This is a genomic window from Cyclobacteriaceae bacterium (assembly GCA_030584025.1).
Classification (GTDB): Bacteria; Bacteroidota; Bacteroidia; order Cytophagales; family Cyclobacteriaceae; genus UBA2336.
Window position 1 is genome coordinate 2,514,131 of sequence record CP129487.1, and the last position, 25,808, is coordinate 2,539,938.

General features: G+C 44.3%; 21 protein-coding genes and 1 tRNA gene. 13 read left to right on the forward strand and 9 right to left on the reverse strand.

The window, feature by feature from the left end; translation table 11 throughout:
* The first annotated feature begins 38 nt into the window (after nt 1-38).
* The 5 genes from QY309_11210 (at nt 39) to QY309_11230 (ending at nt 4,733) form a co-directional block, all read left to right on the forward strand.
* Nucleotides 39-845, forward strand: a complete 807-nt coding sequence (locus tag QY309_11210) for a hypothetical protein (GenBank protein ID WKZ58437.1) — start codon at nt 39-41, stop codon at nt 843-845.
* Nucleotides 842-2,899: a helix-hairpin-helix domain-containing protein gene (locus QY309_11215; GenBank protein WKZ58438.1), complete on the forward strand. Its 2,058-nt coding sequence runs from the start codon at nt 842-844 to the stop codon at nt 2,897-2,899. The genes QY309_11210 and QY309_11215 overlap by 4 nt, the downstream gene beginning before the upstream one ends.
* Before the next feature lie 177 nt (nt 2,900-3,076).
* The gene (locus QY309_11220) at nt 3,077-3,832 is read left to right on the forward strand and encodes a head GIN domain-containing protein (GenBank protein ID WKZ58439.1); all 756 of its coding nucleotides are present in this window, start codon (nt 3,077-3,079) and stop codon (nt 3,830-3,832) included.
* 8 nt (nt 3,833-3,840) lie between these two features.
* Nucleotides 3,841-4,263 (forward strand): nuclear transport factor 2 family protein, encoded by a 423-nt coding sequence (locus QY309_11225; GenBank protein ID WKZ58440.1) that lies wholly within the window; start codon nt 3,841-3,843, stop codon nt 4,261-4,263.
* Nucleotides 4,264-4,418: 155 nt separating this feature from the next.
* On the forward strand, nt 4,419-4,733 hold the full coding sequence (locus tag QY309_11230) for an RNA-binding protein (GenBank protein WKZ58441.1): 315 nt from the start codon (nt 4,419-4,421) through the stop codon (nt 4,731-4,733).
* 56 nt (nt 4,734-4,789) lie between these two features.
* Here the strand turns inward: QY309_11230 and QY309_11235 are convergent, their stop codons facing one another.
* Nucleotides 4,790-6,265 carry an aldehyde dehydrogenase (NADP(+)) gene (locus QY309_11235; protein ID WKZ58442.1) on the reverse strand — a complete coding sequence of 492 codons (1,476 nt, stop codon included), beginning with the start codon at nt 6,263-6,265 and terminating at the stop codon, nt 4,790-4,792.
* A gap of 126 nt (nt 6,266-6,391) precedes the next feature.
* Between QY309_11235 and QY309_11240 the strand changes: the two genes are divergently transcribed.
* A complete protein-coding gene (locus tag QY309_11240) occupies nt 6,392-6,850 on the forward strand; it encodes a DoxX family protein (protein WKZ58443.1) in 459 nt (152 codons plus the stop codon).
* A gap of 18 nt (nt 6,851-6,868) precedes the next feature.
* Here the strand turns inward: QY309_11240 and QY309_11245 are convergent, their stop codons facing one another.
* The 7 genes from QY309_11245 to QY309_11275 all read right to left on the reverse strand — a co-directional run bounded on the left by QY309_11245 (nt 6,869) and on the right by QY309_11275 (nt 15,907).
* Nucleotides 6,869-8,116, reverse strand: coding sequence for a metallophosphoesterase (locus QY309_11245; GenBank protein WKZ61699.1), 1,248 nt, complete (start codon nt 8,114-8,116; stop codon nt 6,869-6,871).
* 56 nt (nt 8,117-8,172) lie between these two features.
* Nucleotides 8,173-11,577 (reverse strand): efflux RND transporter permease subunit, encoded by a 3,405-nt coding sequence (locus tag QY309_11250; GenBank protein WKZ58444.1) that lies wholly within the window; start codon nt 11,575-11,577, stop codon nt 8,173-8,175.
* A gap of 34 nt (nt 11,578-11,611) precedes the next feature.
* Complete coding sequence (locus tag QY309_11255; protein WKZ58445.1) at nt 11,612-12,736, reverse strand: efflux RND transporter periplasmic adaptor subunit; 1,125 nt, start codon at nt 12,734-12,736, stop codon at nt 11,612-11,614.
* Nucleotides 12,737-12,760: 24 nt separating this feature from the next.
* Nucleotides 12,761-14,197: a TolC family protein gene (locus tag QY309_11260; protein WKZ58446.1), complete on the reverse strand. Its 1,437-nt coding sequence runs from the start codon at nt 14,195-14,197 to the stop codon at nt 12,761-12,763.
* A complete protein-coding gene (locus QY309_11265; protein ID WKZ58447.1) occupies nt 14,194-14,829 on the reverse strand; it encodes a TetR/AcrR family transcriptional regulator in 636 nt (211 codons plus the stop codon). Before QY309_11265 ends, QY309_11260 begins: the two co-directional genes overlap by 4 nt.
* 141 nt (nt 14,830-14,970) lie before the next feature.
* Nucleotides 14,971-15,324: a hypothetical protein gene (locus tag QY309_11270; GenBank protein WKZ58448.1), complete on the reverse strand. Its 354-nt coding sequence runs from the start codon at nt 15,322-15,324 to the stop codon at nt 14,971-14,973.
* Between the two features lie 19 nt (nt 15,325-15,343).
* Entirely contained in the window at nt 15,344-15,907 is a 564-nt protein-coding gene (locus QY309_11275) for an RNA polymerase sigma factor (GenBank protein WKZ58449.1), read from the reverse strand.
* A 74-nt stretch (nt 15,908-15,981) separates the two neighbouring features.
* On the opposite strand from QY309_11275, the gene QY309_11280 reads away from it, so the two are divergent.
* The 7 genes from QY309_11280 to pth all read left to right on the forward strand — a co-directional run bounded on the left by QY309_11280 (nt 15,982) and on the right by pth (nt 23,705).
* Nucleotides 15,982-16,788, forward strand: coding sequence for an alpha/beta hydrolase (locus QY309_11280; protein WKZ58450.1), 807 nt, complete (start codon nt 15,982-15,984; stop codon nt 16,786-16,788).
* 75 nt (nt 16,789-16,863) lie between these two features.
* Nucleotides 16,864-20,550, forward strand: coding sequence for a phosphoribosylformylglycinamidine synthase (gene purL / locus QY309_11285; GenBank protein ID WKZ58451.1), 3,687 nt, complete (start codon nt 16,864-16,866; stop codon nt 20,548-20,550).
* Between the two features lie 74 nt (nt 20,551-20,624).
* A complete protein-coding gene (locus tag QY309_11290) occupies nt 20,625-21,197 on the forward strand; it encodes a DUF4136 domain-containing protein (GenBank protein ID WKZ58452.1) in 573 nt (190 codons plus the stop codon).
* Between the two features lie 106 nt (nt 21,198-21,303).
* Nucleotides 21,304-21,374, forward strand: a tRNA-Gln gene (locus tag QY309_11295).
* A gap of 50 nt (nt 21,375-21,424) precedes the next feature.
* Entirely contained in the window at nt 21,425-22,354 is a 930-nt protein-coding gene (locus QY309_11300) for a ribose-phosphate pyrophosphokinase (GenBank protein WKZ58453.1), read from the forward strand.
* A gap of 29 nt (nt 22,355-22,383) precedes the next feature.
* On the forward strand, nt 22,384-23,052 hold the full coding sequence (locus tag QY309_11305; GenBank protein ID WKZ58454.1) for a 50S ribosomal protein L25/general stress protein Ctc: 669 nt from the start codon (nt 22,384-22,386) through the stop codon (nt 23,050-23,052).
* Between the two features lie 92 nt (nt 23,053-23,144).
* The gene (pth, locus tag QY309_11310; GenBank protein ID WKZ58455.1) at nt 23,145-23,705 is read left to right on the forward strand and encodes an aminoacyl-tRNA hydrolase; all 561 of its coding nucleotides are present in this window, start codon (nt 23,145-23,147) and stop codon (nt 23,703-23,705) included.
* 1 nt (nt 23,706) lies between these two features.
* On the opposite strand, the gene metG is transcribed toward pth, so the two are convergent.
* Entirely contained in the window at nt 23,707-25,794 is a 2,088-nt protein-coding gene (gene metG / locus QY309_11315; GenBank protein WKZ58456.1) for a methionine--tRNA ligase, read from the reverse strand.
* Nucleotides 25,795-25,808 lie beyond the last annotated feature (14 nt).

The following is a 25,808-nucleotide window of genomic DNA, read 5'->3' on the forward strand; positions in this document are numbered from 1 at the left end:
TCACAAAGTCGTGCCGCTGACAAGCAACTGTCCCCAACATGAAGCATGTTTTACTGGCATTATTGATTCTATTTGCTATCCATGCAGGTGCACAAAGTGTGTCTACCTTAATGGGTGCGCGTGCAAACGGCATGGGTTACGCTTCGGCTGCGCTATTTGATTCGTGGGGGATTTTCAACAACATGGCGGGCATTGCAAAACTTGAAGAACCTTCAGCCATTTTTGCGTATGATCTGAGACCTGCCTTGCCGGGAGGGAATCGTGCGGCCGCAGGATTGGCATGGCCTACAAAAGTTGGCGTTATCAGTGGCGGTGTATTTCGGTTTGGCGATGATGTATACAATGAGAGTCTGCTTACTGCGGGGTTCAGCAACCAGTTTGGACTGGCGGCTTTGGGTATTAGAATCAATTACATTCAATACGCTGCCGAAGGATTCGGACGAAGGGGTGTGTTTAGTGTTGGATTTGGTGGCATTGCTGAATTGACGGAACAGCTATCGGTTGGTGCCTACATCACAAACATAAACCAACCAAAAATTTCAGAAGATGGTGATCGTATTCCAACCATACTCACTGCCGGAATTTGCTTCAAGCCTACAAGCAAAGTAATCATAGCCACTGAACTTGAAAAAGACCTGGAAGCAAATGCCAATTGGAAAACCGGCATTGAATATTCATTCCACAAAAAATTCTGTGCACGTACCGGTTTTAACCTCGAACCAAATACCGCCTTCTTCGGACTAGGGTTTAAAACTACACGGCTGGCCATCGACTATGCCATTCAACATACGGTTCAGCTCAACCTCAGTCACCAAACGTCAGTAAACTATTTCTTTAATCGATGAAGCAGTGTGTCTTCATATCGATTGTAATGATTTTGCTTACAACTGCACATGCGCAGGAATATCCACGTAAGGAAATCGACCTGGAACGATTAGCCGATGAATTATTTGCCTTTCAGGATCTGGATCTGAACTATGAAGACTTGTACGAGAATCTTGCCTTGTTGCTGGCGAATCCATTGAATCTCAACAAAGCAACGGCCGAAGAACTTCGTTTTTTAAATCTACTTACTGAAGAACAAGTTCAAAGCTTAATACGCTACCGAACTGAAAATGGCAACTTGCTTTCCGTATATGAACTGCAGGCTGTACCGGGCTTTGATCTGCAAACCATAAACCGGATTGTTCATTTCTTTACCGTTGATGACCTCTCCCAAAGATTAAGCAGTTCAATTTTCCGAAGAGTAATAGAAGATGGTAGCCATTACCTGCTGCTCCGGTATGAGCATACACTCGAAACAAAACGCGGATTTACCGATGAGGTTTCTCCAGAGCAAAAATTTAATGGCGATGAACACAAATTGTACATGCGATTTCGATCAAGCCGACCGGACGATTACAGCTTTGGATTTACAGCCGAAAAAGATGCCGGTGAAACACTTCAATGGAATCCATCAAAGAAATACTATGGCGCTGATTTCACTTCCATACACGCCCAGGTACTGAACAAAGGAAAAATTAAAAACCTGATACTGGGTGATTACCAGGCCCAATTTGGACAAGGCCTGATATTGGGCGGTAACTTTGGATTTGGAAAAGGTGCCGAAACCATTACTACCATTCGAAGAAGCAACCTTGGTTTTACTCCATACACTTCTGTAAATGAAATTGGTTACTTACGCGGTGCAGCATTGACCTACCAAATCATACCCCATGTTAACCTCTCAGGATTTTATTCCCGTACATACCGCGATGCCTCCTTGGCTACAGACTCAACTGATTTGTCATTTGTTTCAGCTTTTCAAACCACCGGGTTTCACAGAAATACTTCCGAACTCAGTCGCAGAAAATCACTTGGTGAAAGTCAGCAGGGCGTAGTGATCAACTACAAAAAGAATTTTGTGGATGTTGGGCTTATCTACCACCGGCTTGCCTACGATGTACCCGTTAATCGATCCCCTCAACCTTACAACCAGTTTACGTTTTCCGGAGACAAGCTGAATAACGCGGGTGCGTATATCAATTACTCCCGATACAACTTTACATTCTTTGCGGAAGCCGCTAAAACGATTCATGGGGGGCTTGGCGTCACCAGTGGATTGTTGGGGAGTCTTACCCCGCAACTGGATGTAGCGTTTCATTACCGAAACTACCAACGAAACTTTCAAAGTTTGTATTCCAATGCATTTGCCGAAAGTACTGTTCCGCGAAATGAACGCGGCATGTATTGGGGCTGGCGATATCGGTGGAACAGAAAATACAGTTTAATGGGCTACATGGATTTCTTTCGATTCCCTTGGTTACAATATCGGAACTACCGACCGGCAGAAGGACATGAGTTTCTGTTGCGATTCAACTATCAGCCATCGCGAAACATCCTGCTTTTCGTTCAGGCAAGAGAAGAATCAAAATCCAGAAATATTTCAGGTAATGAATCCAACCTATATCTATCAGAAAATGGAATAAAAAGAAACTATTGGATTGCCTGCGATTACACCGCCAACCAAATGTTGCGTTTGAAAACCCGGGCACAATTCAGCACGTATTCCATCAACAATGAGTTTACTCGAGGAATGGTATTGTTTCAGGATGTAAACCTGAATTTCGGAAAACTTTCGCTTACAGGTCGTTATGCGTTGTTCGACACTGATAATTTCGATAACCGGCAATACGTTTTTGAGGGAGATGTATGGCTGGCGTTTTCCATGCCGGCCCTATCGGGAACAGGCATCCGGAATTACGTGCTCGTTCAGTACGATCTAAGTAAAAAACTTACTTGCTGGATTCGCTATACCTACCTGCGTTATACCGATCGGGAAGAAATTGGCAGTGGCGTGGATACCCTTGATTCAAATACGCGAAATGATATTAAATTGCAGGTACGTTACCGCTTTTAACCGCAACCCATGCATGCCGTAAAACAAATAACCCCGGAAGTGCTGCTGATGATGTGCATCGGGGGTATAATTTTTATCCTCGTTTTTAAGGCGATTTTCCGCAAAAAACGCTGATATCCTTACGAATAGATCGCTGAACAACTTCGGCAAAACCAAATAAACGGTTAATTTCAACACATGGAAATCAAGAAAAATCAACCCGTAAACATGAAACAATTTATTGCCACATTTCTTATTGCATGCGTAAGCCTTACGGCTGTAGCCCAGGTAACCAAAAAACCATTGGAGTTACCCGAATTCAAAGCCATTTATAACAATTCAAACTACACGGTTTACTTAAAGCAGACCAACAAACAGGAAGTAAGCGTTGAAGCCCTTACTGAAATTTATGAACTCACCAACATCTATGTTGAAGATGGGATACTCATGATCAACATTGATCGCAAACCGGAAAGTCCGAATAAAAGCATTTGGGCAAAGATTGATGACATTAAGGTGAACCCCACTATGAAACTTTATGTGAGCGTAAGAAATGTGAATGAGCTGCAAGTAAATGGTGCCGGAAAAATCATTTCTGAAAATTCATTGGCAGCGCCAACGCTTAACCTGTCGATTGGCGGATCAGGCAGCATGGATTTGGATATTAAAGGAGATCAGGTAAAAGCTGAAGTGAGCGGTTCAGGCAAAATGGGCATTAAAGGATATGCCTCCAACCTGGAAGGCGTAGTAAGTGGCAGTGGCGCCATCAACGCATTTAATTGCCCGATCGATAAAGCCACCATTAAAGTTAGCGGTACAGGCCTTGCCGAACTTAATGTAACCGATACGATTGTCGCTACGGTTGTGGGCAGCGGTGCAGTAAAGCACAAAGGCAATACCAAAAACGCCACCAAAAAGATTTACGGCTCCGGGTCTGTTGACCGTGCATATTAAGTCGTGCCATGATCAAAATAATCATCTTGTTTCTTTTGCCGGTTACGCTCCTTGCGCAGCGTAACCGTGCAGAAGAAAGTGCCATTCGTCAGGTAATGCACAACCAGCAAGAAGCCTGGAACCGTGCAGATATTGAAGCGTTTATGGAAGGCTACTGGAAATCCGACAGCCTGAAATTCATCGGACGAAATGGCATTACATATGGATGGCAAACCACGTTGGATAATTACAAAAAAAGTTACCCCACGCCCGAAGCCATGGGTAAACTTACCTTTTCCATTCTTACGCTAGATATCCTTTCTGAAACTTCTGCCTTTATGATCGGGCGTTGGCACCTTAAGCGCACCAACGATGAGCCGGGCGGACATTTCACCCTGCTTTGGCATAAAATCAATGGAAAATGGGTGATTATAGCCGACCACACCAGTTAAGTTTTTAGCCCCCACATGGAACTTTGAACTATTTTTCTACCTTTACAAGGTTAATTGATCACTCTTTCTTTGAAGCCCTCCATGTTTAACCGCATTTGAGTTTCAGGCGGAATCATCAGTTACAATTTTAATTATTCACTTTATCAGTAAAACAAATGAACATTTATGTTGCCAACATCCCTTTTAAAGCAACGGAAGCAGAATTGAAGGGGTTATTCGAAGAGTATGGTGAAGTTAGCTCCGCTAAAATCATCCTCGACAAGTTTACACAACGTAGCCGTGGATTCGGTTTCGTTGAAATGAGCGATGACTCAGCCGGTCAGCAAGCCATCTCGTCACTTAACGGTGCCGACTTCATGGGCAAAAACCTGGTGGTTAATGAAGCTCGTCCGCGTACAGACGCACCCCGTGGCAACCGCGGTGGTGGCGGTGGTGGTTTCAGAAAAAATTTTAATCGCAACGATTACTAATATTTTCAGATACACAAGTACCAAGCCCTGATGAAAGTTGGGGCTTTTTTATTACCCTACTTTTTCCAGGCGCCATTATACAAGCGCCAGATGTTTAGCGGATTATTTTCTTTTAACTCCTCAGGCAATAAAACTTCCGGGCAATTTTGAAAAGCCACCGGTCGTGCGAAGCGTTTAATCGCATCTGTTCCCACCGCAGTAAACCGCGAATCCGTTGTTGCCGGAAAAGGACCGCCATGTTGCATGGCCGGGCAAACCTCAACGCCTGTTGGCACACCATTTATAATTACCCGCCCAGCTTTTTCAACCAATGTGCGAAAGCAATTTTGGTATTCCTTCAATTCTGACTCCTCACCAATCAAGCTAGCCGTTAATTGTCCATGAAGTTTGGAAATTACTGCGTGAAGTTCATGTCGATCGGCACAACGGATCAACAACGAAAACGGACCGAATACTTCTTCAGCCAAAAGTGGATTATTCATAAATGTTGATCCTGTTGCTGATGCAACAATCGCTTTGCCCTGGCGCTTACCTGCATTGCCTTGTGCCTCTGCTTCCACTGTAACGCCCTTTTGTGTAAGCGCCTGCTTTAGTTTTTGTGAATAATTTTCAGCAATACCTTCATGTAGCATCGTTTCAGGTTGTTGCTCAGTAATTTTCACGGCCAACGCTTTCACAAAATCAGTTAATCCTTCATGCTCAATCGCAATAACCAATCCGGGGTTGGTACAAAACTGACCAACACCCGTAGTCATAGATGTTGCCAGCTTTGCAGCAGCATCCGCGTAATTTCTCCTTAAACTTTCCGGCAAGAGAATTACCGGGTTAATGCTACTCATCTCGGCAAAAACAGGTATAGGTTCCTGACGTTGGTTGGCTAAATCAAATAATGCCTTACCTCCTGCATACGAACCAGTAAACCCTACTGCCTTGGTTAAGGGATGTTTTACCAATGTCTGCCCAACTTCAAAGCTTGCGCCATGTACATGTTGAAATACACCTTTGGGGATCCCATTTGCTTTTGCCGCCCTTTCTATTGCATCAGCAACCAGTTGCGAAGTTTTTGCATGAGCCGGATGTGCTTTTACAATTACGGTACAACCGGCAGCCAATGCGGATGCGGTATCCCCTCCTGCTGTAGAATACGCCAATGGAAAATTGGCCGCCCCAAAAACTACAACCGGACCAAGCGGCACAAGCATCTTGCGCAGATCAGGCTTAGGCACCGGTGCACGATCAGGTTTAGCCGTATCAATACGGGCTTCCACCCATGAACCTTCTTCAATGTAATCCGCAAACATGTTCAGATGGCCGGTGGTGCGTCCTCGTTCTGCCACGATGCGCGCCTCGGGCAAAGCCGTTTCTTCCATTGCGGTTTTTACCAGTTCTTGCCCGAGGCTTTCAATTTCCTTTGCTATAGCACTAAGAAAAGTTGCACGTTTTGTTGCAGAGAGATTTCTATAGGATTGAAATGCGAAATGCGATTCGCGTAATGCGGTATCAATTTCATCCACAGAAGCGTCTTTGAACATGCTGTTAGGGTTTAATTTCGTTTGCACAAGTTAATAAACATTATCGTTGAGTATTTAATAAATGAAAAGCGGATTGACCTTCTCCCAAAAATTTTGTAAACTTTGTATTCACCAACACAAAGTCGTATGAGTGTCGTTACCGATGTCGAAAAATGGGGTAATGCGCATCGACCGGGATTTCTGGACATCTTCCGGATTATCCTTGGCCTCTTCATTACCTACAAAGGTTTGCAATTCATTACCAGCATGGATGAACTGGAAACCACAGCTGCTAGTTTTAATGTATGGTTTGCAGGTGCAACACTGGCACACTATGTCGTGTTTGCGCACATTTTAGGCGGACCGTTGCTTGCCTTTGGGTTGTTTACCCGTATTGTTTGCGTGATTAATTTACCCGTACTGATTGGCGCAGTGATTTTTGTGAATTACCCGAAGGGATTCCTGAGTGTAGGTAATCACATGGAATTGGAAATGTCGCTGATTGTATTGGCAGGATTAATTGTCTTCATCATCTTTGGCGCAGGTAAGTACTCCATTGATGCAAAAAGAAGAAGAGAGGCCGAAGCGGCTATGAGTAGCAGTTAGATCTGTACAAGGAATTATTTACGCTCGCTTCAATTCAATAATGGTCAGCTCTGGTGGAATGCCCACCCTGCCCGGATAACCGATGTAACCAAAGCCACGGTTTACATAGAGGTATTGATTATCTTCCTGGTAGAGACCTGCCCATTGCTTGTATACATACTGCGAAGGGCTCCATTTAAAACCACCGATCTCCACACCAAATTGAAAACCGTGAGTATGACCAGCAAACATCACATCAATGTCATCGTAATTTGAACGGACCTGCGCATCCCAGTGGCTAGGATCATGTGACAGCAGAAGTTTCACTGCGGCCTCATCAGTTTTTGCATGAGCCTGATCTAATTTTCCGTATTTTGCAAACCTGCCAGCGCCCCAGTTTTCAATGCCCAGAATGGCAAGCTTGTCACCATTTTGTTCAAGCAAACGATTCTCGTTCATCAGCAAATCAAATCCCATTTCCTTATGGGCATCCATCAAATCGCGGAAGTTTTTCTGCTTGGCTCCAGGCGATGACCACGACACGTAATCGCCATAATCATGATTCCCGGTAACAGAATAGATGCCCAGCGGTGCCTTGAGTTTGCTAAACACTGGAACATAATCCTTTACCTCACTGGTTTGATTGTTCACCAGATCACCAGTAAAGAAAATTAAATCTGGTTTTTCCTTCAAGAACATTTCCACCCCACCCTGCACGGCTGTTTTGCTGAAGAAACTTCCCGAATGAATATCCGAAAGCTGACCGATACGAATGCCGTCAAACGATTTTGGGAGATTGGGCAGGTATATGGTTCTTCTGCGGATGCGGTAATCGTGCGCACCGGAAATAATGCCATACGTCATGGCGGCAAACGGTATGGTGGCTGTAATAACTGCAGCTTTTGCCAGAAATTCTGATCGGGGAATGGTTTCGCCTGTTGAATTTGTTTCGGCACCTCGCTGAAAGAAAGCCGTTGCCCAACGGATACCGCGTTGTATATCATCCATCAGCAAAAACAATACTCCAAATAACTTGGAGAAGTACACCATAAAAATTCCGGTAAGCACCATGTTCCGAAGTTGCGAACCATACTTGTAAGGATCGCCATAGGCATACCACAAAATAGCTATGAACGTGATTGCTGTGAAAACCCAAAACCCATACCGTGCGAATGCTTTCCAACCGGAAGTCCAGTCTTTGCTAACGGTAAGAACTGCCTGGTAGACATAGAAGTCTACCAAGGCCAGTACTCCCAATAAAATAAACAACGTCATAAGCTTATACATCATAGAAAAAAAGTCGTCTTACAGTAAAGACGACTTTTCTGAAAGTCTAGTGCATCTTAATGTAACTCTATTGCCTCCTCATCGGTAGTTATGGGTTTGGAGCGAAAGCTCGAAATCCACGACTTTAACCTGTTTACAAGCAGGTATAATACCGGAACAAGCACTAAAGTAAGAATGGTTCCAAAAATCAACCCGAAGATCATCGTCCAGGATAACGGTCCCCAGAATGCTACGTTATCGCCACCGAAGAAAATGTGTGGGTTTAGTTCGGTAAACAGCTTTACAAAATCAATATTGAACCCAACGGCTAATGGAATAAGACCGGCCGTTGCCGCCATAGCCGTTAACAATACAGGTGTCATACGTGTACGGGCTGCTTCCACAATGGCGGCTTTCAATTCAACACCTTGTTCAATCAACAGGTCGGTAAATTCTACCAACAGGATACCGTTTCGAACAATGATACCCGAGAGCGCCAACATACCCACACCTGACATTACCACAGAAATCTCCATCTTAAACAATGAAAAGCCGATAAGAATACCAATTACGCTAAACAGAATTTCGGTCAACACTATAAACGGTTTGCTGGTGGAGTTAAACTGCAGTACCAGAATCATAAACATCAACATGGCGGCAATCGCAAATGCTTTACCCATAAAGGCCATGGTTTCGCCCATTTCTTCCTGCTCGCCCGTCATTTTATAAGTAACGTCATCGGTAAACGGATAATCCCTCAGGTATTCTACAATTTCCTGTACCACTTCGTTGGCGTTGTAATTGTTTAGTACGTTCGATGAAAGCGTAATCACACGTTTCTGGTCAATTCTTCGGATACCTGCATAGCTGTTCGTATAATCAACTGTTGCCACAGCAGAAAGCGGAACCTGGCGTACAATGCCGCCTGCACTCATATCGCGGTAAGTGATCGGCAAATTCAATAAGGCATTAATATCGTTGCGCTGATGTTCGGTCACCCGCAATTGTATGGGATAATCATCATTATCGTCTCGGAATTTCGATATTTCTACACCATAGATGGCAGTACGCAGTGCCGCACCGATCTGTCCGGTAGATATGCCTTCGCGGTTAGCTTTTTCACGATCGATGTTGATGACAATCTCGGGCTTATCGCTTTGGAAATCTGACTTCAACTCTTCTACTCCACCAATCTGTAACGAATCGAGGTAACGCTTCACATTTTCAGAAGTCGCCACTAAGCTGCTAAAGTTATCGGACGACAATTCGATGTTAATGGGCTTACCGGTTGGCGGGCCGTTTTGTTCCTGCGCTACCGTAATTTCTGCACCAATAATACCTTTCACAACCGAGCGAATACTGTCCATATACACGGCTGTGCTCTGGCCATTACGTTTTGCGAATTCCACAAAGGCCACACTTACCTTACCCAGGTGTGGGAATGATTGTGTGCCTCCGCCCTCAAACGGATCTTCGCTGGCACCAATGGCTACGTTGCTAATAATGGATTTCACTAACGGGTTCTTTTCGCCCATCACGTTGGTAATGCGGTTCTCAACAATGTGTGTTACCGAGTCGGTTACACGTTGATCGGTGCCTATCGGCATTCGCACATAAGCGAAGATGAAGTTTGGATCGCTTTGCGGGAAGAAACCCACAGGCGGGTTACGCACCGAAAAAAACCATACCGAAAGAATAAACAAAAAGAACATGGAGACCAATACCCCGATGGGTCGTTTACCTTCCAGCAACCAGGCAATACGCTTGCTATACCAATCTTGTACCTTTGGCCAAAAATCTGTTTGAAAATGACTGATTACCCGTGACAGCACAAAGTGGTACAGCGCATATACCAAGAATAAGAACACGGCAAAGTTGCCAAGCCCAAACTGCCCGGTGATATACGATACTAGAGCAATAGAGCCCATAACTACCGCGGTAATCTTAAAGCCTCTTGTAAACTTGCTTCCGGAGTGATCGTGTTCGTGTTTGCTCATAAAATCAACTGCAAACACAGGGTTCATAATATAGGCTACAATCAGTGAAGCCACTAACGCAACAATCAGCGTAACTGGAAGGTAGATCATAAAGCTGCCCATAATGCCTGGCCAGAAAAGCAGCGGTGTAAAGGGTGCCAGTACAACCAAAGTACCCGATAATACCGGGAGGAAAACTTCACCAGCGGCTATCTTGGCTGCACGTTTAATCGGCACTTTACCGTTATTGTAAATGCGGTGTGTGTTTTCGATTACCACAATGGCATCGTCAACCACAATACCTAACGCCAGCAAAAACGAGAATAACGTCATCATGTTTAGTGTGTAGCCGAAAAACTGATCGATGACAATGAAGGCTATAAAGCTGGAGATCGGTACAGAAAGCCCCACAAAGATTGCATTGGTTGCGCCCATGAAGAACATGAGAATAATGGTTACCAGTACAAAGCCGATAATGATGGTGTTGATCAGATCGTGCAGTGTCATTCGTGTGTTTTCCGACTGATCTGCCGTAATGGTAATATCCACGCCTTCCGGTAAAATATTCGCTTCAAAATCGGCTACGATTTCGTTAATCTTATCGGCTGCATCAATCAGGTTACGACCGCTGCGCTTCACCACGTTGAGGGTAATTACGTTTTTGCCGTCCAAACGCGCGAAGCTTTCCTGTTCTTTGTGGCTATCGATTACTTCAGCTACATCGCGCAACCGAATTTTGCCGCCTTTTACAGATGTGATAACCAGATCACCCAACTGCTCGGCTGAGGCAAATTCACCATTTACGCCTAATGAGCGTTTCATACCATCAACCGAAATTTGCCCACTGGGGATGATCACGTTCTCATATCCCACCGCGCTTTGAATGTCATCGAGGCTTACACCGGCCATCGCCAGCTTATACATATCCACATTGATTTGAATCTCACGATCAAGCGCCCCCACAATATCTACCCGTCTGATTTCTAATAGCGATTCAATGCGATCCTGCATGTCTTCGCCATACTGTTTGAGTGTTTCAAGATTAAAATCACCGGCAATGTTGATGTTCATGATCGGCATCTCAGAAATGTCAATGTCAATCACCTGCGGATCGTTTTCCAGATCGGTTGGCAACTCCTGCTTGGCACGGTCAACCGCATCTTTAATATCCTGTTTCGCCTTATCAATCTCTACATCGGTTTGAAACTCAACGATAATGGTCGAGAAATCCTGTACCGAACTGCTTTTCAGTTTTTTAATACCCGATACACCTTTGATTTCCTTTTCAATCTCCTTGGTGATCAGGTTCTCGATATCTTCGGGTGGGCCCGGATAAAATGTTGCCACAAATATTTGAGGGAACACCACTTCCGGAAACTGCTCTTTGGGCATTGCCAGGTAGCTCATAATACCCGCCAGCGAAACGATAACGGTAGCCACATAAATGCTCACCTTGTTATCAATCGCCCAACTGGTGGGTTTAAATTCTTTATTTAAGTCTTGCATAGAATACGTATTAATGAATTAAAAACCGGAGTGTCTACTGTACCGTCACAAACTGGCCTTCGTTCAATCCCTGAAAACCCGCTGAGACAACTTTGTCGCCAGCATTTAGGCCTTCTACCTGCGCTAATCCGTCAAACACACCAGCTACTGCTACCACATTCTTCTTCACCACAGTTTGATTACCATTAGTTTCTATTGTAAAAACTACTTTCTCATCTTTTATATGTTGTACAGTATTTACCGGAACAACAAGCACAGCCGGATGCGACTCGTACACCACTTTAATCAGGGCTGTCATGTTTGGACGCAAATCCGGAGTAGAGGGCAACTCGGCTTCAATTTGAAACGTACGCGACAGCCGGTCGATGTTACGGCCTACGAAAGTTACAGTTGCTTTCATTTCCTTCTTGATGTCAGGAAACACCACGGTTACCCTATTTCCTTTTTTTACATCGGCCACGTAAGCTTCCGATATACTTGCTGTGATTTTTAAGTTGCTATTATTCGTTACCAACGCTGCAGGCATACCGGGGGCTATGTTCTCGCCTACCTTTACATTTACGCGATCAACTATGCCGTTAATAGGACTTTTAATCCGTGTTTGCTCGTTCTGTTCCTGCAATGCGGCTAGTTGCTTCTCTAAACCCTCTTTCGAAGTTTTAGCCTGTAAGAATTGTACTTCAGTACCAATTTTCTGATCCCACAGGTTTTTCTGACGTTCATAAACCGAAGTAGCAAGTTCAAGCTGCGACTTCATCGCTTCGATGTTGCGCACCAGCACCGAGTTATCGATTTGCGCCAACGTCTGGCCTTTGGTTACCGATTGACCCTCTTTTACGAATACCTGGGTGATAACGCCCATACCTTTGGCACTTACCAGAATATTGTCTTCCGATTCGACCAAACCTTGTGTTTGCACATAGTGATCGAATGCACGGGGCTGCAACTCTATCACAGCCACTTCTTTGGTGCGTACGGCCAGGCTGTCAACACCGGTCGAATTTATTTGCTTTTCCATATCTGCGATCTGCTTTGCCAATTTGCTTTGCTTCGCCTTTAATCTGTCAAGTTTTACTTCCTTAGCCTCTTCGCCACATGCAACCAGCATGACTGCCAAAGCAAAAACTAATGCGTATTGTGTATATTTTGTTCGTTTCATGGGTATATAATTCGGTTTGATTGATTAATTGGTTTCAGGTGATGCCACAAGTTTTCCGTATGCCTTATCAAGGTCAATCTTCGCCACCATAGCATCATACATAGCACTGTAATAGTTGGTTTGTGCCTGGCGCAATGCATCTTCGGCATCAATCACCTCCAGGTTAGAGCCAACGCCTTGTTCGTATTTTATTTTTGTAACACGAGCAACTTTTTCAGCTAATGCAATATTGCGCTGCTGCGCGTTCAATGATTTAATGGCATTATCATAATTCAACGTTGCTTGTTGAATCTCAAGATCAATGCTTGACTTAAGATTACGAAAACCATTATTAATTTTTTGCATGACAATCTTTTCTTGCTGAACCTTATACCGATTCTGCAACCCTGTGAAAATCGGGATATTCAAACTCAGTCCATAGTTAGAATAATCGTACCACTTATCAGGTCCTGCGCCCGGCACTTCAGAAAAACCAGAGTTTGTTTTAAACAACCCGCCAATATTTGGCGATTGTGTTGAGTACCCATAGTTAAAAAATCCGGAAAGTGTTGGTAAAGACGCTGCAAATTTATTTTTAATGTTTAATTCTTGAAGTCTTTTATTTACTTCCATCACCTGGTAGTCGGGGCGTTCTTTGTAGTTCCAGTCTTGCTGATAACTGTCTAAATCCACATCCACCTGCACATCTTGAATATTTCCCACAATATCTATTGGCTCATTCATCGGGTAGCTCATCTGAAATTTCAATAAAGCCACACCCAGCTCGTTCATATTTAAGAATTTATCGCGTTCAACAATCAGGTTGTTCAACGTTACCTGAATCCGATCTGCATCAATACTTTCCGCAAAACCGTTTTCATATAGAGCTGTGGTATTTTTAAGCAAGGAATCAACACGGGCAATATTGCTCGCAAACAGATCGGCACGCTCTTTATTAATCAAAACAGTATAATAGGCTTTCGTTACCTGTTGAATAATTTGTTCTTTTGATTGTGCTGTGGCTTTGTAGGATAATTCCTTATACGTTTTTGATGCCTGTAAGCCCACCAGGTACGAACCGTTAAAGATCAATTGGTTGACAGTAAGCCCCACATCTGCACTGCTTTTTAATTGAAAGAAATTTTCCGCTGCCACCACATCACCTACTTCTATGCCGGGAATCGAACCAAAATCAATAAATCCCCCCGGCCCTGAATAGCGGTTGAAGAAACGTGGCAGTTTTTCGTTATGCATTAATGTGCCCGTTCCAGAAACCTGCGGTAGCCCAACTCCTATTGTTTCGTTAACCTTTGCCTGTGCTATTTGCTCATCAAGTTTTGCATTGTTCAATGCTATGGAATTCTCTAATGCATACTCAATACATGCTTGTAGGGTAAAAGTTTTGGGTGCTGGTTGCGTTTGTGCAACGGCCCCCATAACCGACCCCATTAGTGCGGATATTATTAAACTAAATCGCTTCATAGTATAGTGGATGGTTGTTTGTTTAGTTCTTTGTATTTCAGGTATAGTTTTCTTCCTTTTTCTGTTACAATGCCGTGAACGAAGTGTTCAAACAATTGCTCCTGCACGCGTTGAAACTTGAAGTTGGCCGGTGAAAAAATTTCCGGGTTAAAACCCATTTGCACGCATTCAATTCGCATCACGGCCAGAATTTCCGGATCCAGGCCTTCGCGTACATATCCATCCGCAACACCTTGGGTAATGATGCGCACAACGGAATCGTGCAAGTGCTTGTTCTTAAAATCGATCCACTCAGTCCATGCTTTCGGATGAAATTTTTGTAAATCAAACAACAAGGAGGGATTGATTGTCTCCATGTTCACTTTAATACAAGCCGAAAGCCGCACCAACTCCTCGATCAGATTTTTCGAACTGGCTTTAATGTTTTCAAATTCCACCCGGTTACGATCCAGGTGATTTCGCGACACCATCATCACCAACTCATCCTTATCGGCAAAGTGCTGGTATAAGGTCTTCTTCGAAACTGACAGGTGCCGGGCAATATCATCCATTGAAATGCTGCGGATGCCATAACGCATGAACAGCTCCTCCGCGCCTTTTAAAATCTTGTCTTTAATGTCCTGTTCTTCCATAGGGCCGCAAAACTATGGAAACTTTTTACATTACAAAAGTTTCCTTCGTTTCCTTAAACGCCCTAATCCCGTTCAGGTTGGGCTTTTTCAATTAATTTTTTGGATTTTTTTCGCGTCAGTCAGCGCAACCGATTGAAATGGTCATTTTGATTCCGATGGCCCGGGTACAACTGGCCTGCACCACTTATCTTTCATCTTCTGTTTAAATCGTTCGCGTTCAGCCTCATCCATGTTTGCCCAGCGCTCTTTCCAGTGCTGCTTCCACTGCATGCCTTTATGGTGATGCGACCGGTGCCTGCACCCAAATGTCCATAAGAAAATTTTCGACAAGGCTAATAAGCCCAGGGTTTGCCAGAAGTTAAGTACAGGCCCGTTAAATAACTCCGGTATCAGCATGTTCCACAAATACATGGTGCCCATCACAACACCAAACACAATAGCAACCACTACAATGGCCATTATTATGATTTTCCCGATCCAAACTCCTTTATTCATGTTGTTAATATTTTCAATATCAGTTGTTAATCAAATCATCGTACAGCGATTGAAGCCGTTTTCGTAATGCCAGTATGGCGTAGCGCTTTCGCGAAAGCAACGTATTGATTGATACACCTGTTTCTTCGGCAATCTCCCGAAAGCCACGCTCTTCAATTTCGTTCTGGATAAATATCTCCCGCTGTTCGGCCGGAAGTTCTTCCAGCGCTTCCATGATGGCATCCCACAAGGCATCACGCAGCAACAAATCCTCAGGCGAATTGCCCAGATCAGGAAGAATCTCCTGCAACGTAAGCGGAACATCTTCATCTCCATCCAATCGTGTAGCAAAATCTGCTTGCTTGGGTCGGGTAGATTCCTTTCGGTAGCGATCGATAATTTTATTTCTTGCAACCGAAAACAACCAGGAGGTTACGCGATCCACTGATTGGATGGTCTCGTATCCGGCAATAAACTGGTAGAATACATCCTGCAGAATATCCTCGGCCTCTTCGAGGGTAGCCACGCGGTTGCGAATGAACCCCAACAGGCGCCCTCTTTCCCGCAGAAATGTTTCTTCTTTTATTTGCATGGCCAGGTCCATCGCATCATACTATACACGAGGATAGTCGGGCGTGGTTTTCTTTTATTGTAAAGGTTCAATAGTTTTTCGGAAACATGGAGTCATCAGACCATTTCTTTCAGTACCAACAGGCTCACCTTCATTATACCAAAATCGGTGATGGTCAGCCGGTTGTGTTGCTTTTTCATGGTTTCGGGCAAGACAAAAATATTTTCGATCGACTGGCCACTACGCATTTTAAATCCTATACACTTTATGCATTTGACCTGTTCTTTCATGGTAAGAGTACGTGGGGCTATGGTGAGAATCCGCTTGAAAAGGATTTTTGGATAAGTTGTATCAAGGCCTTTCTTACCGAAAACCAGATCGAAAAATTCTCGGTGGTAGGTTTCAGCCTGGGTGGTCGGTTTGCCTTATCGCTGGTGGAAGGACTTCCAAAACAAATCGATCATCTCTACCTGCTTGCACCCGATGGCATTAAAACAAGTTTTTGGTATAGCCTGGCCACGTATCCCCTGCTGTTTCGGAAACTGTTCAAGAGCATGATTGACCATCCAAACCGATTTTTCAACATAGCCAACATGCTTACCCGATTAAGCGTAATGGACAAGGGGCTTATCCGCTTTGCTGAAAGCCAGATGAATACTGAAGAAAAACGTAACCGGGTTTATTACTCATGGGTTGTGTTCAGGCATTTATCATTTAACCTGACTAGAATTATTGGCTTGCTCAACCAGAACCAATTACACGTAACGCTGGTATTAGGCGAGTTCGACAAGGTTATAAGCCAAAAAAACTTAAATCAATTTATTAATCGTGTGCCCCACCTCAACCTCATTGTGCTGAAATGCGGACACAACGATTTAATTCAGGTTTTTAGTAAACCTAATTTTATAGCTTAATAAAAGGGTAAAAAATTTCAGGAAGAACCCCGCTTCCTGCTATTTTTGCATGTCCTTGTTTCAGCCTCAACTTAAATGATTTTATTCTTCCGTTCATCCACCAACATCGTATTTGCTGTTGGAGCGGCACAGCCTTTACAAAGCACTGATATTCAAAAACTTGAATGGCTTTTTGGAGGTGCGAAACCGCTGCCCGAAAAATCCATATCAGGCTTTTTTATTGGCCCGCGAAAAGAGATGGTAACCCCGTGGAGTACCAATGCCGTGGAGATCACCCAAACCATGGGCATTTCAGGCATCACCCGAATTGAGGAGTTCTTTACCGTTACCGGAAAAGATGCGGCTTACGATAAGATGCTTCAGGTTTTGTACACGGTGCTAAACCAGGATTTATTTACAATTCATCATCAACCAGAGGCAATTGTTGAAGTCGATGATATAGCTGCCTATAACGAAAAGGAAGGGTTGGCCTTAAGTGCTGAAGAGATTCAATACCTTGAACAGGTAAGCCGGGAACTCGGCCGTAAACTTACCGATAGCGAAGTATTTGGATTCTCACAGGTTAACTCTGAACACTGTCGCCATAAAATTTTTAACGGCACTTTTATTATTGATGGCGAAGAGAAGACAAGCACCCTGTTTCAACTGATCAAAAAAACATCAAAAGAAAATCCGAACTACATCGTATCGGCATACAAAGATAATGTGGCGTTCATCAAAGGGCCGCGCATTGAACAGTTTGCACCCGCACGACAAGATCAACCCGATTACTTTGAAGTGAAGGATATTGATTCGGTTATTTCATTAAAAGCTGAAACCCATAACTTCCCTACCACGGTTGAACCTTTCAATGGAGCGGCCACAGGTTCGGGTGGTGAAATACGAGACCGACTGGCTGGCGGAAAAGGATCGCTTCCTCTTGCCGGAACAGCAGTTTACATTACCTCCTATCCACGACTGGAAGGTGGAAGATCGTGGGAGAAAAAATTTCCAGCGCGTAAGTGGTTGTATCAATCACCGGAAGAAATTCTAATCAAAGCTTCTGATGGCGCTTCTGACTTTGGAAACAAGTTTGGCCAACCGTTAATCAGCGGAAGCTTGCTCACCTTCGAACATTTTGAAGGAGATAAAAAATTTGGTTTCGATAAAGTGATCATGCTGGCCGGAGGAATTGGTTTCGGTAAAGAGAAAGACAGCCAGAAAGAACACCTGAAACCCGGTGACAAGATTGTGTTGTTAGGCGGTGATAACTATCGCATCGGTATGGGTGGCGGTGCGGTTTCATCTGTGGCTACTGGTGAGTACGGAAATGCCATTGAACTCAACGCCATTCAACGTTCAAACCCTGAAATGCAGAAGCGGGCCATGAATGCCATTCGCGCATTGGCCGAGTTGGATCATAACCCGATTGTTTCCATTCACGATCATGGTGCTGGAGGACATTTCAATTGCTTATCCGAACTGCTGGAAGAAACCGGTGGTGTTATTCACATCGATAAAATTCCGGTGGGCGATCCAACACTTTCCGATAAAGAAATCCTGAGCAACGAGTCGCAGGAACGTATGGGACTTGCGCTGCATGAAAAAGATATTGATTTACTAAAACGCATTGCGGATAGGGAACGATCACCGATGTATGTTATCGGTGAAGCCACTGGTGATAACCGATTGGTTTTTGAAAAAGCTAATCAGGATAAGAAGCCTGTCAATTTTGAAGTAAGGCATCTGTTAGGGTCATCTCCTAAAACCATTCTTACCGACACTACTTCAAAGTCAGTTTTTCAAGAAGTTCAGTATGATGAAAAAAAACTACCGACTTACCTAGAAGCAGTTTTACAACTGGAGGCCGTAGCGTGTAAGGATTGGCTTACCAACAAGGTCGATCGTTCCGTTACCGGCAAAGTAGCCACCCAGCAAACCTGTGGAGAATTGCAGTTGCCGTTGAACAATGTCGGTGTAATGGCGCTTGATTTCCTAAGCAACAAGGGCATCGCCACGGCCATTGGTCATGCACCGGGTGCGGCATTGGTTAACCCTGCAGCAGGCAGTCGGATGGCTATTGCAGAAGCATTGACTAATATTCTATTTGCTCCGCTTACGCATGGATTGAAGGGTGTTTCGCTTAGTGCAAACTGGATGTGGCCGGCCAAACAAACCGGTGAAAATGCCAAGCTTTACCAGGCTGTTGAAGCGGTAAGTGAATTTGCCATTCAGTTAGGCATTAATATTCCTACGGGAAAAGATTCGCTCTCCATGGCGCAAAAATATCCGAATGGAGAGGTTGTGCTTTCACCGGGCACCGTAATCATATCTGCTGTTGGCGAAGTGGAGGACATTCGTAAAACCATAAGTCCGGCATTGCAACCGGTTTGGGATTCGCAACTGATTTACGTAGACCTTTCAAAAGATGAATGGAAACTTGGTGGAAGCAGCTTTGCGCAAGTGACTAACGTATTGGGCACAGATGCTCCGACAATTTCAGATGCAGCTTATTTCAGCAAAGTATTTGAAGTTGTTCAACAACTGATAAAAAATAATCAGGTATTATCCGGCCACGATATTTCTTCTGGCGGATTGATCACCACCCTGCTGGAAATGTGTTTTCCGAATGCATCAACAGGCTTGCAACTGAATCTTACCGATCATGGTGATGATTTGATTAAAGTTCTCTTTGCTGAAAATCCGGGAATAGTACTTCAGGTTAATGATGATCAGGTAACGAGCATCCTGGCAAAAAACAACATCACCTTTTCAAAACTCGGTTCGGTTGTAAAATCATCAACGCTTAACATCCGTTATAAGCATCAAGACCATACATTTGATGTTGCTGCCTTACGGGATACGTGGTTCAAAACTTCGTACCTGTTGGATAAAAAACAACGTAAAGCAGAACACGCAACCTTACGTTACCACAACTACAAACAGCAACCACTTTCATACACGTTTCAATCCGCATTTACCGGAACATTTTCAAACTACGGCATTGATCCAAAGCGCAGAAAACCAACCGGCATCAAGGCCGCCATCATTCGCGAAAAAGGTGTAAATGGCGATCGCGAAATGGCCTACTCACTTTACCTCGCAGGTTTTGATGTGAAAGATGTACACATGACTGATTTGGTTACTGGCCGGGAAGATCTCACCGATGTAAACATGATTGTCTTCGTTGGTGGATTTTCCAATTCCGATGTGCTTGGTTCAGCCAAAGGTTGGGCGGGTGCTTTCCTGTACAACGAGCGCGCAAAAAAGGCATTGGACAATTTTTATAAACGCAACGATACCCTAAGTCTTGGTGTATGCAACGGTTGCCAATTAATGATGGAGCTTGGTTTGCTTTATCCAGCATTGGGTGAACAACATCCGCGCATGCATCATAACGGTTCGGGTAAATTTGAATCGGCATTTATCAACCTGACCATCCCTGAGAATAATTCGATCATGTTTAAGTCGTTATCAGGTGCCCGCTTGGGCGCATGGGTAGCGCATGGTGAGGGTCAATTCAGTTTAGGCGCAGCAGCGAAGTTTGGTAAAGTGGCGGCTATCTACAGTTATGAGGCTTACCCCGGCAATCCCAACGATTCAGAAAATGCCATAGCCGCCTTATGTTCCGAGGATAGCCGGCACCTGGCCATCATGCCGCACATTGAACGATCGCTATTCCCGTGGAACTGGCCATATTACCCGCAAGATCGTCAGACAGATGAAATCGGACCATGGATAGAAGCCTTCATAAACGCTAAAAACTGGATTTCTAAAAATTAATAAAAACAGAACAGGCTTCCCGTTGTTCTTACAGGATTAGTGTGTTACCTTCATTTCACTAAATCTAAACGGGTATGAAAAAAGGGCAGTGTATTCTCCTGCTTCTGGCGGGGTTGCTAACAGGTTGCTTGGGCTACAAAGAACTTCCGGTTGAGTACGATTACAGCTATAAGGGTCAATTCAAAAAATACCGCAGTTTCGAAATAATGAAGCCGGTTGGTTTGAATGACGAAACCATGATCAATGAGCAAATTGAATCGGCCATTGTTTCCCGAATGAAATTCTTAGGGTACAGGCAGACATCAAATAAGCCACACCTTTTAGTCAATTTTAAGCTCTTTGAAGACAGTCTTGGTTTTACCGGGTATGCACAACCCGAAATTGAAGAATGGATTAAAACGCAAGATGAGAACCTCAATTACGATCGCAAAAAATTTGATTTGCAAACGGGCACGCTTCTGATTCAATTTTTTGACAGACGTCAGAACCGTTCCGTTTGGCAAGGCTATGCCACTACACTCTATGGTAAAATAGACTATTCCAACCAGCGCCACCTGCGCAATGCAGTTATCTCCATCCTGGATAAATACCGGTTTTGGGCCGAAGGTTTTATGGAAGGAACTGCCAGTACTGAAACCGATTTATAGGCTACTTTTTAGCCAGAAATTTCCGTCCGAGGGATTAGTTTTCTGAAAATTAATTCTACCTTTGCAATCCCAAAAAACAGGGTTTTCTTGCTTAAAACAAGGAAATTGTCCGATGGTGTAACGGTAGCACAGAAGATTTTGGTTCTTTTAGTCAGGGTTCGAATCCTTGTCGGACAACAAAAGCCCTCCCAACCGTTTCGGGAGGGTTTTTAGTTTAACGCAAAACGATGGCTGTAAAAATTTTCAGCGGAAGGGCTACCACATATCTGGCCGAAAAGATTGCCGATGCTTACGGTGAAAACCTGGGGGTTGTAAACTACCAGCAATTCAGCGATGGCGAAATGTCGCCCTTTATTGCCGAATCTGTGCGCGGCCATGAGGTCTTCATCATCCAATCAACCATCCCTCCTTCTGATAACCTGATGGAGCTTTTATTGATGGTAGATGCAGCCAAGCGTGCCAGTGCTTCCAGCGTTAACGTGGTTATCCCCTATTTTGGCTATGCGCGTCAGGATCGTAAAGATCGCCCGCGTGTTTCCATTGCTGCCAAACTAATCGCCAACCTGATTTCAGCGGCCGGAGCCGACCGGATTATGGCTTGTGATTTACATGCCGACCAGATTCAAGGCTTTTTTGATATCCCGGTAGATCACCTGGATGGAGCGTATATATTTGTTCCATACCTGAAATCACTTCAGTTAGAGAACATCATGTTTGCCTCACCGGATGTGGGCGGTATAAAACGTGCCAGAAGCTTTGCCAAGTTTTTTGATGCCGAGCTTGCCGTTTGTGATAAATACAGAAAAGAAGCCAACAAAGTTGAATCCATGCGCCTGATTGGTGAAGTGGAAGGCAAGGATGTAGTACTGATTGATGACCTGGTGGACACTGCTGGAACCATTTGTAAGGCTGCTGCCCTCTTGAAAGAAAAAGGAGCCCGCACCGTACGTGCAGCTTGTACGCACCCTGTGCTGTCTGGTAAGGCTTACGAAAACATTGAAAATTCAGTATTGGAAGAATTGGTTGTTGCCGATACGATTCCCCTGAAGAAAGAGATAGCAAAAATTAAAGTGCTCACGGTATCCGAATTATTCGCGAAAGCCATTCGGAAAATCCATGATCATGAATCGATTAGTTCGTTGTTCATTAAATTGTAATTATTAATTAAACCATAAATTTTAAAACCATGAAAACTGTTGAGATTGTAGGGTATAAAAGAGCGAATCTCGGCAAGTCTGATTCTCAGCGATTGAGAAATGAAGGATTTGTTCCCTGTGTTGTGTATGGCGGAAATGAGCAAGTGCATTTCTATGCGCCCATGATTCTATTCCGCGAATTGGTGTACACCAACGAAGCCCACTTTGTACACCTGAACATCGAAGGACAAGAGTCTGAAGCGATTCTTCAGGAAGTTCAGTTCCATCCGGTGAGCGAGGTTATCCTCCATGCCGATTTCCTGAAAGTTGAAGAGGGAAGAAAAATCAGAATGAGCATTCCTATCCGATTGGTTGGTAAAGCCAAAGGTGTTGATAAAGGTGGTACCTTGGTGCGCAAGCGTGCAGCCCTGAAGGTTGAGGGTTTTCCCAAAGACATGCCTGACCACATTGATGTGGACGTTACTGAGCTTGACTTCCACCATGCCATTAAAGTGGCCGATATGAAAATGGAAGGCTTAACATTCCTGGATCCTAAAGCTGCTGCGATTGCCGCAGTGGAAGTTCCGCGCGCTGCCAAGCTTGCTGCTGAAGCTGCTGCAACGCCCGCTGAAGGTGCTGCTGCTCCGGCTGCTGGTGCCGCTCCGGCTGCTGATGCCAAAAAGGCTGAAGCTCCTAAGAAGGAAGAAGGAAAGAAATAATACTTTAAGTTATCCTGTAAAAAACCTTCCTGTCACGCAGGAAGGTTTTTTTATGCTTTACCCATTATCTTGAACACTGAAATTTCCTTTTGATGAAGTATTTAATAGCTGGCTTGGGAAATATTGGTGCCGAGTATGAACTCACGCGACACAATATTGGCTTCCTGGTACTCGACCGTCTGGCTGACGTGAAAGGAATCACCTTTGAACTATCCCGTCATGCGGAAAAAGCAGAACTTAAGTTCAAAGGAAGACAAATTCACTTGATCAAACCAACCACCTACATGAACCTGAGCGGCAAGGCAATAGCCTACTGGTTGCAGGAACTTAAAATACCGAAGGAAAACTTGTTGGTTATTGTAGATGATATCGCTTTGCCGTTTGGTACCCTGCGCATGCGCAAACAAGGTAGTGCAGCCGGTCATAACGGACTAACCAATATCGAGCAGGTGCTTGGAGGTGCTGACTATACTCGTTTACGCTTTGGTATCGGTAACAATTTTAATAAAGGTCAGCAGGTGGATTATGTACTCGGAAACTTCACCCAGGAAGAATTCCAGGCATTGCCTCCACTGATGGATAAGGCCAGTGAAATGATTCTGTCATTCTGCACAATCGGACCTGATCGTACCATGAGCCTATACAACTCCTGATTTAGCTCACGGTTGAACCTGGAGTAACAATTTCGTTCGGTTGAAGCAAGCGTAGTTTTCCATCCACATCTTCGGCCATTAAAATCATGCCCTGCGATTCAATACCCATCATTTTACGAGGGGCAAGATTGGCAATCAAGGTTACTTGCTTTCCTACCATTTCTTCAGGTGAATAATGCTGCGCGATTCCACTTAATACGGTTCGTTGATCAACGCCTGTATCGACCGTTAGCTTTAATAACTTGTTAGATTTCTCCATTTTTTCGGCTGCCAACACCTTACCCACCCGAATGTCAAGCTTACCAAAATCATCAATGGTTATTTCAGGCTTCAAAGCTTTAACTGAGGCCACCGGCTTTTCATTTTCCATTTTTGTCTTTCGTAGTTTTTGCACCTGTTGTTCAATCTCCTCGTCCTCCACATTTTTATACAGCAATTCGGGTTGACCCAGTTGGTGATGTTGTGGGACCGAATTGACCAATTCTTCTTTTAACCAAAATTGTTTCCAGTTTACCTCAAATGAGGCACTGTTTAGTTGCTTACGCAGACTGGCTGCTGCATCGGGTAAAAAGGGATCGCAGGCTATGGCAATGTTGCCCACAATGGTTATGGCATAATTTAAAATACAGCCTACGGCTTCCATATCTTCCTTGGCCAATTTCCACGGCTCGGTATCCGCTAAGAACTTATTCCCGATACGCGCCATGTTCATTAATTGAAACTGAGCTTCACGGAAACGAAAATCATTCAGTGCACCAATCATTTCTTTAACCGAAACATTCAACTCATCGTGTGCCTTGTTATAATGCTCAAGGATTTTCTTTCTGCGATCGGTTGTTCCTGGTAACTCGTGCTCGGAAGGAACCCTACCCTCAAAATACTTCCAGGTGAGCACCATTACCCTATTCACAAAATTTCCGAAAATGGCCACCAACTCACTGTTTACTTTCTGTTGGTAATCCTTCCAGGTAAAATCCGAGTCTTTAGTTTCAGGCGAAATGGATGTAAGCACATACCGCAATTCATCGCGTCTGCCCGGAAAATCCTTCAGGTATTCATGTAACCAAACGGCATGATTACGCGAGGTAGAAATTTTATCACCCTCCAGATTTAAAAATTCATTTGCCGGAACGTTATCCGGAAGAATATAATCCCCAGCGGCTTTCAGTATGGCCGGAAAAATGATACAATGAAAAACGATGTTGTCCTTACCAATAAAGTGAATCAATCGCGTTTCCGGATCCTTCCAATACTTCTCCCAGCCCTCTGGTTTTAATTCTTTTGTAGCCGAAATGTAGCCGATTGGCGCATCGAACCACACGTACAACACTTTACCTTTTGCATCCGCCAGTGGAACAGGCACACCCCAATCCAGGTCGCGGGTAATGGAACGGGGTTGTAAGCCCTGATCTATCCACGATTTACATTGACCATACACATTTATCTTCCAGTCATCCTTATGGCCGACAATAACCCACTCACGTAGCCACGATTCATATTTATCCAGTGGGAAATACCAATGACGCGTGGGCTTAAGAACCGGAGTTTTCCCTGAAACCGTAGAACGTGGGTTGATCAACTGTCGTGGACTCAGGCTCGTGCCGCACTTCTCACATTGATCGCCATACGCATTGGCATGTCCGCAATTCGGGCAGGTACCAATGATGTACCGGTCTGCCAGAAAAATATGCTCCTGCTCATCATAATATTGATCAGAGGTCTCCTCCAGAAATATCTTCTGCTCATAAATTTTCTTAAAAAATTCCTGGGCAGTCTCGTAGTGAACCTCGGATGATGTTCGGGAATAGATATCAAATGAAATCCCAAAATCCGTAAAGGCTTGCTTCATCAACCCATGATACTTATCTACGAACTGACGGGGTGAAACTCCCTCCTTCTTTGCACCTAACGTTATGGCCACTCCATGCTCATCAGAGCCACAAATAAAAATCACATCATCGCCACGCAACCTTAAATAGCGCACATAGGTATCAGCAGGCAGGTAAGCACCTGCAATGTGTCCAACATGTAATGGCCCATTCGCATAGGGCAAAGCTGCGGTTACAGTGGTTCGCTTAAATTTCTTCATAACAATAAAACACC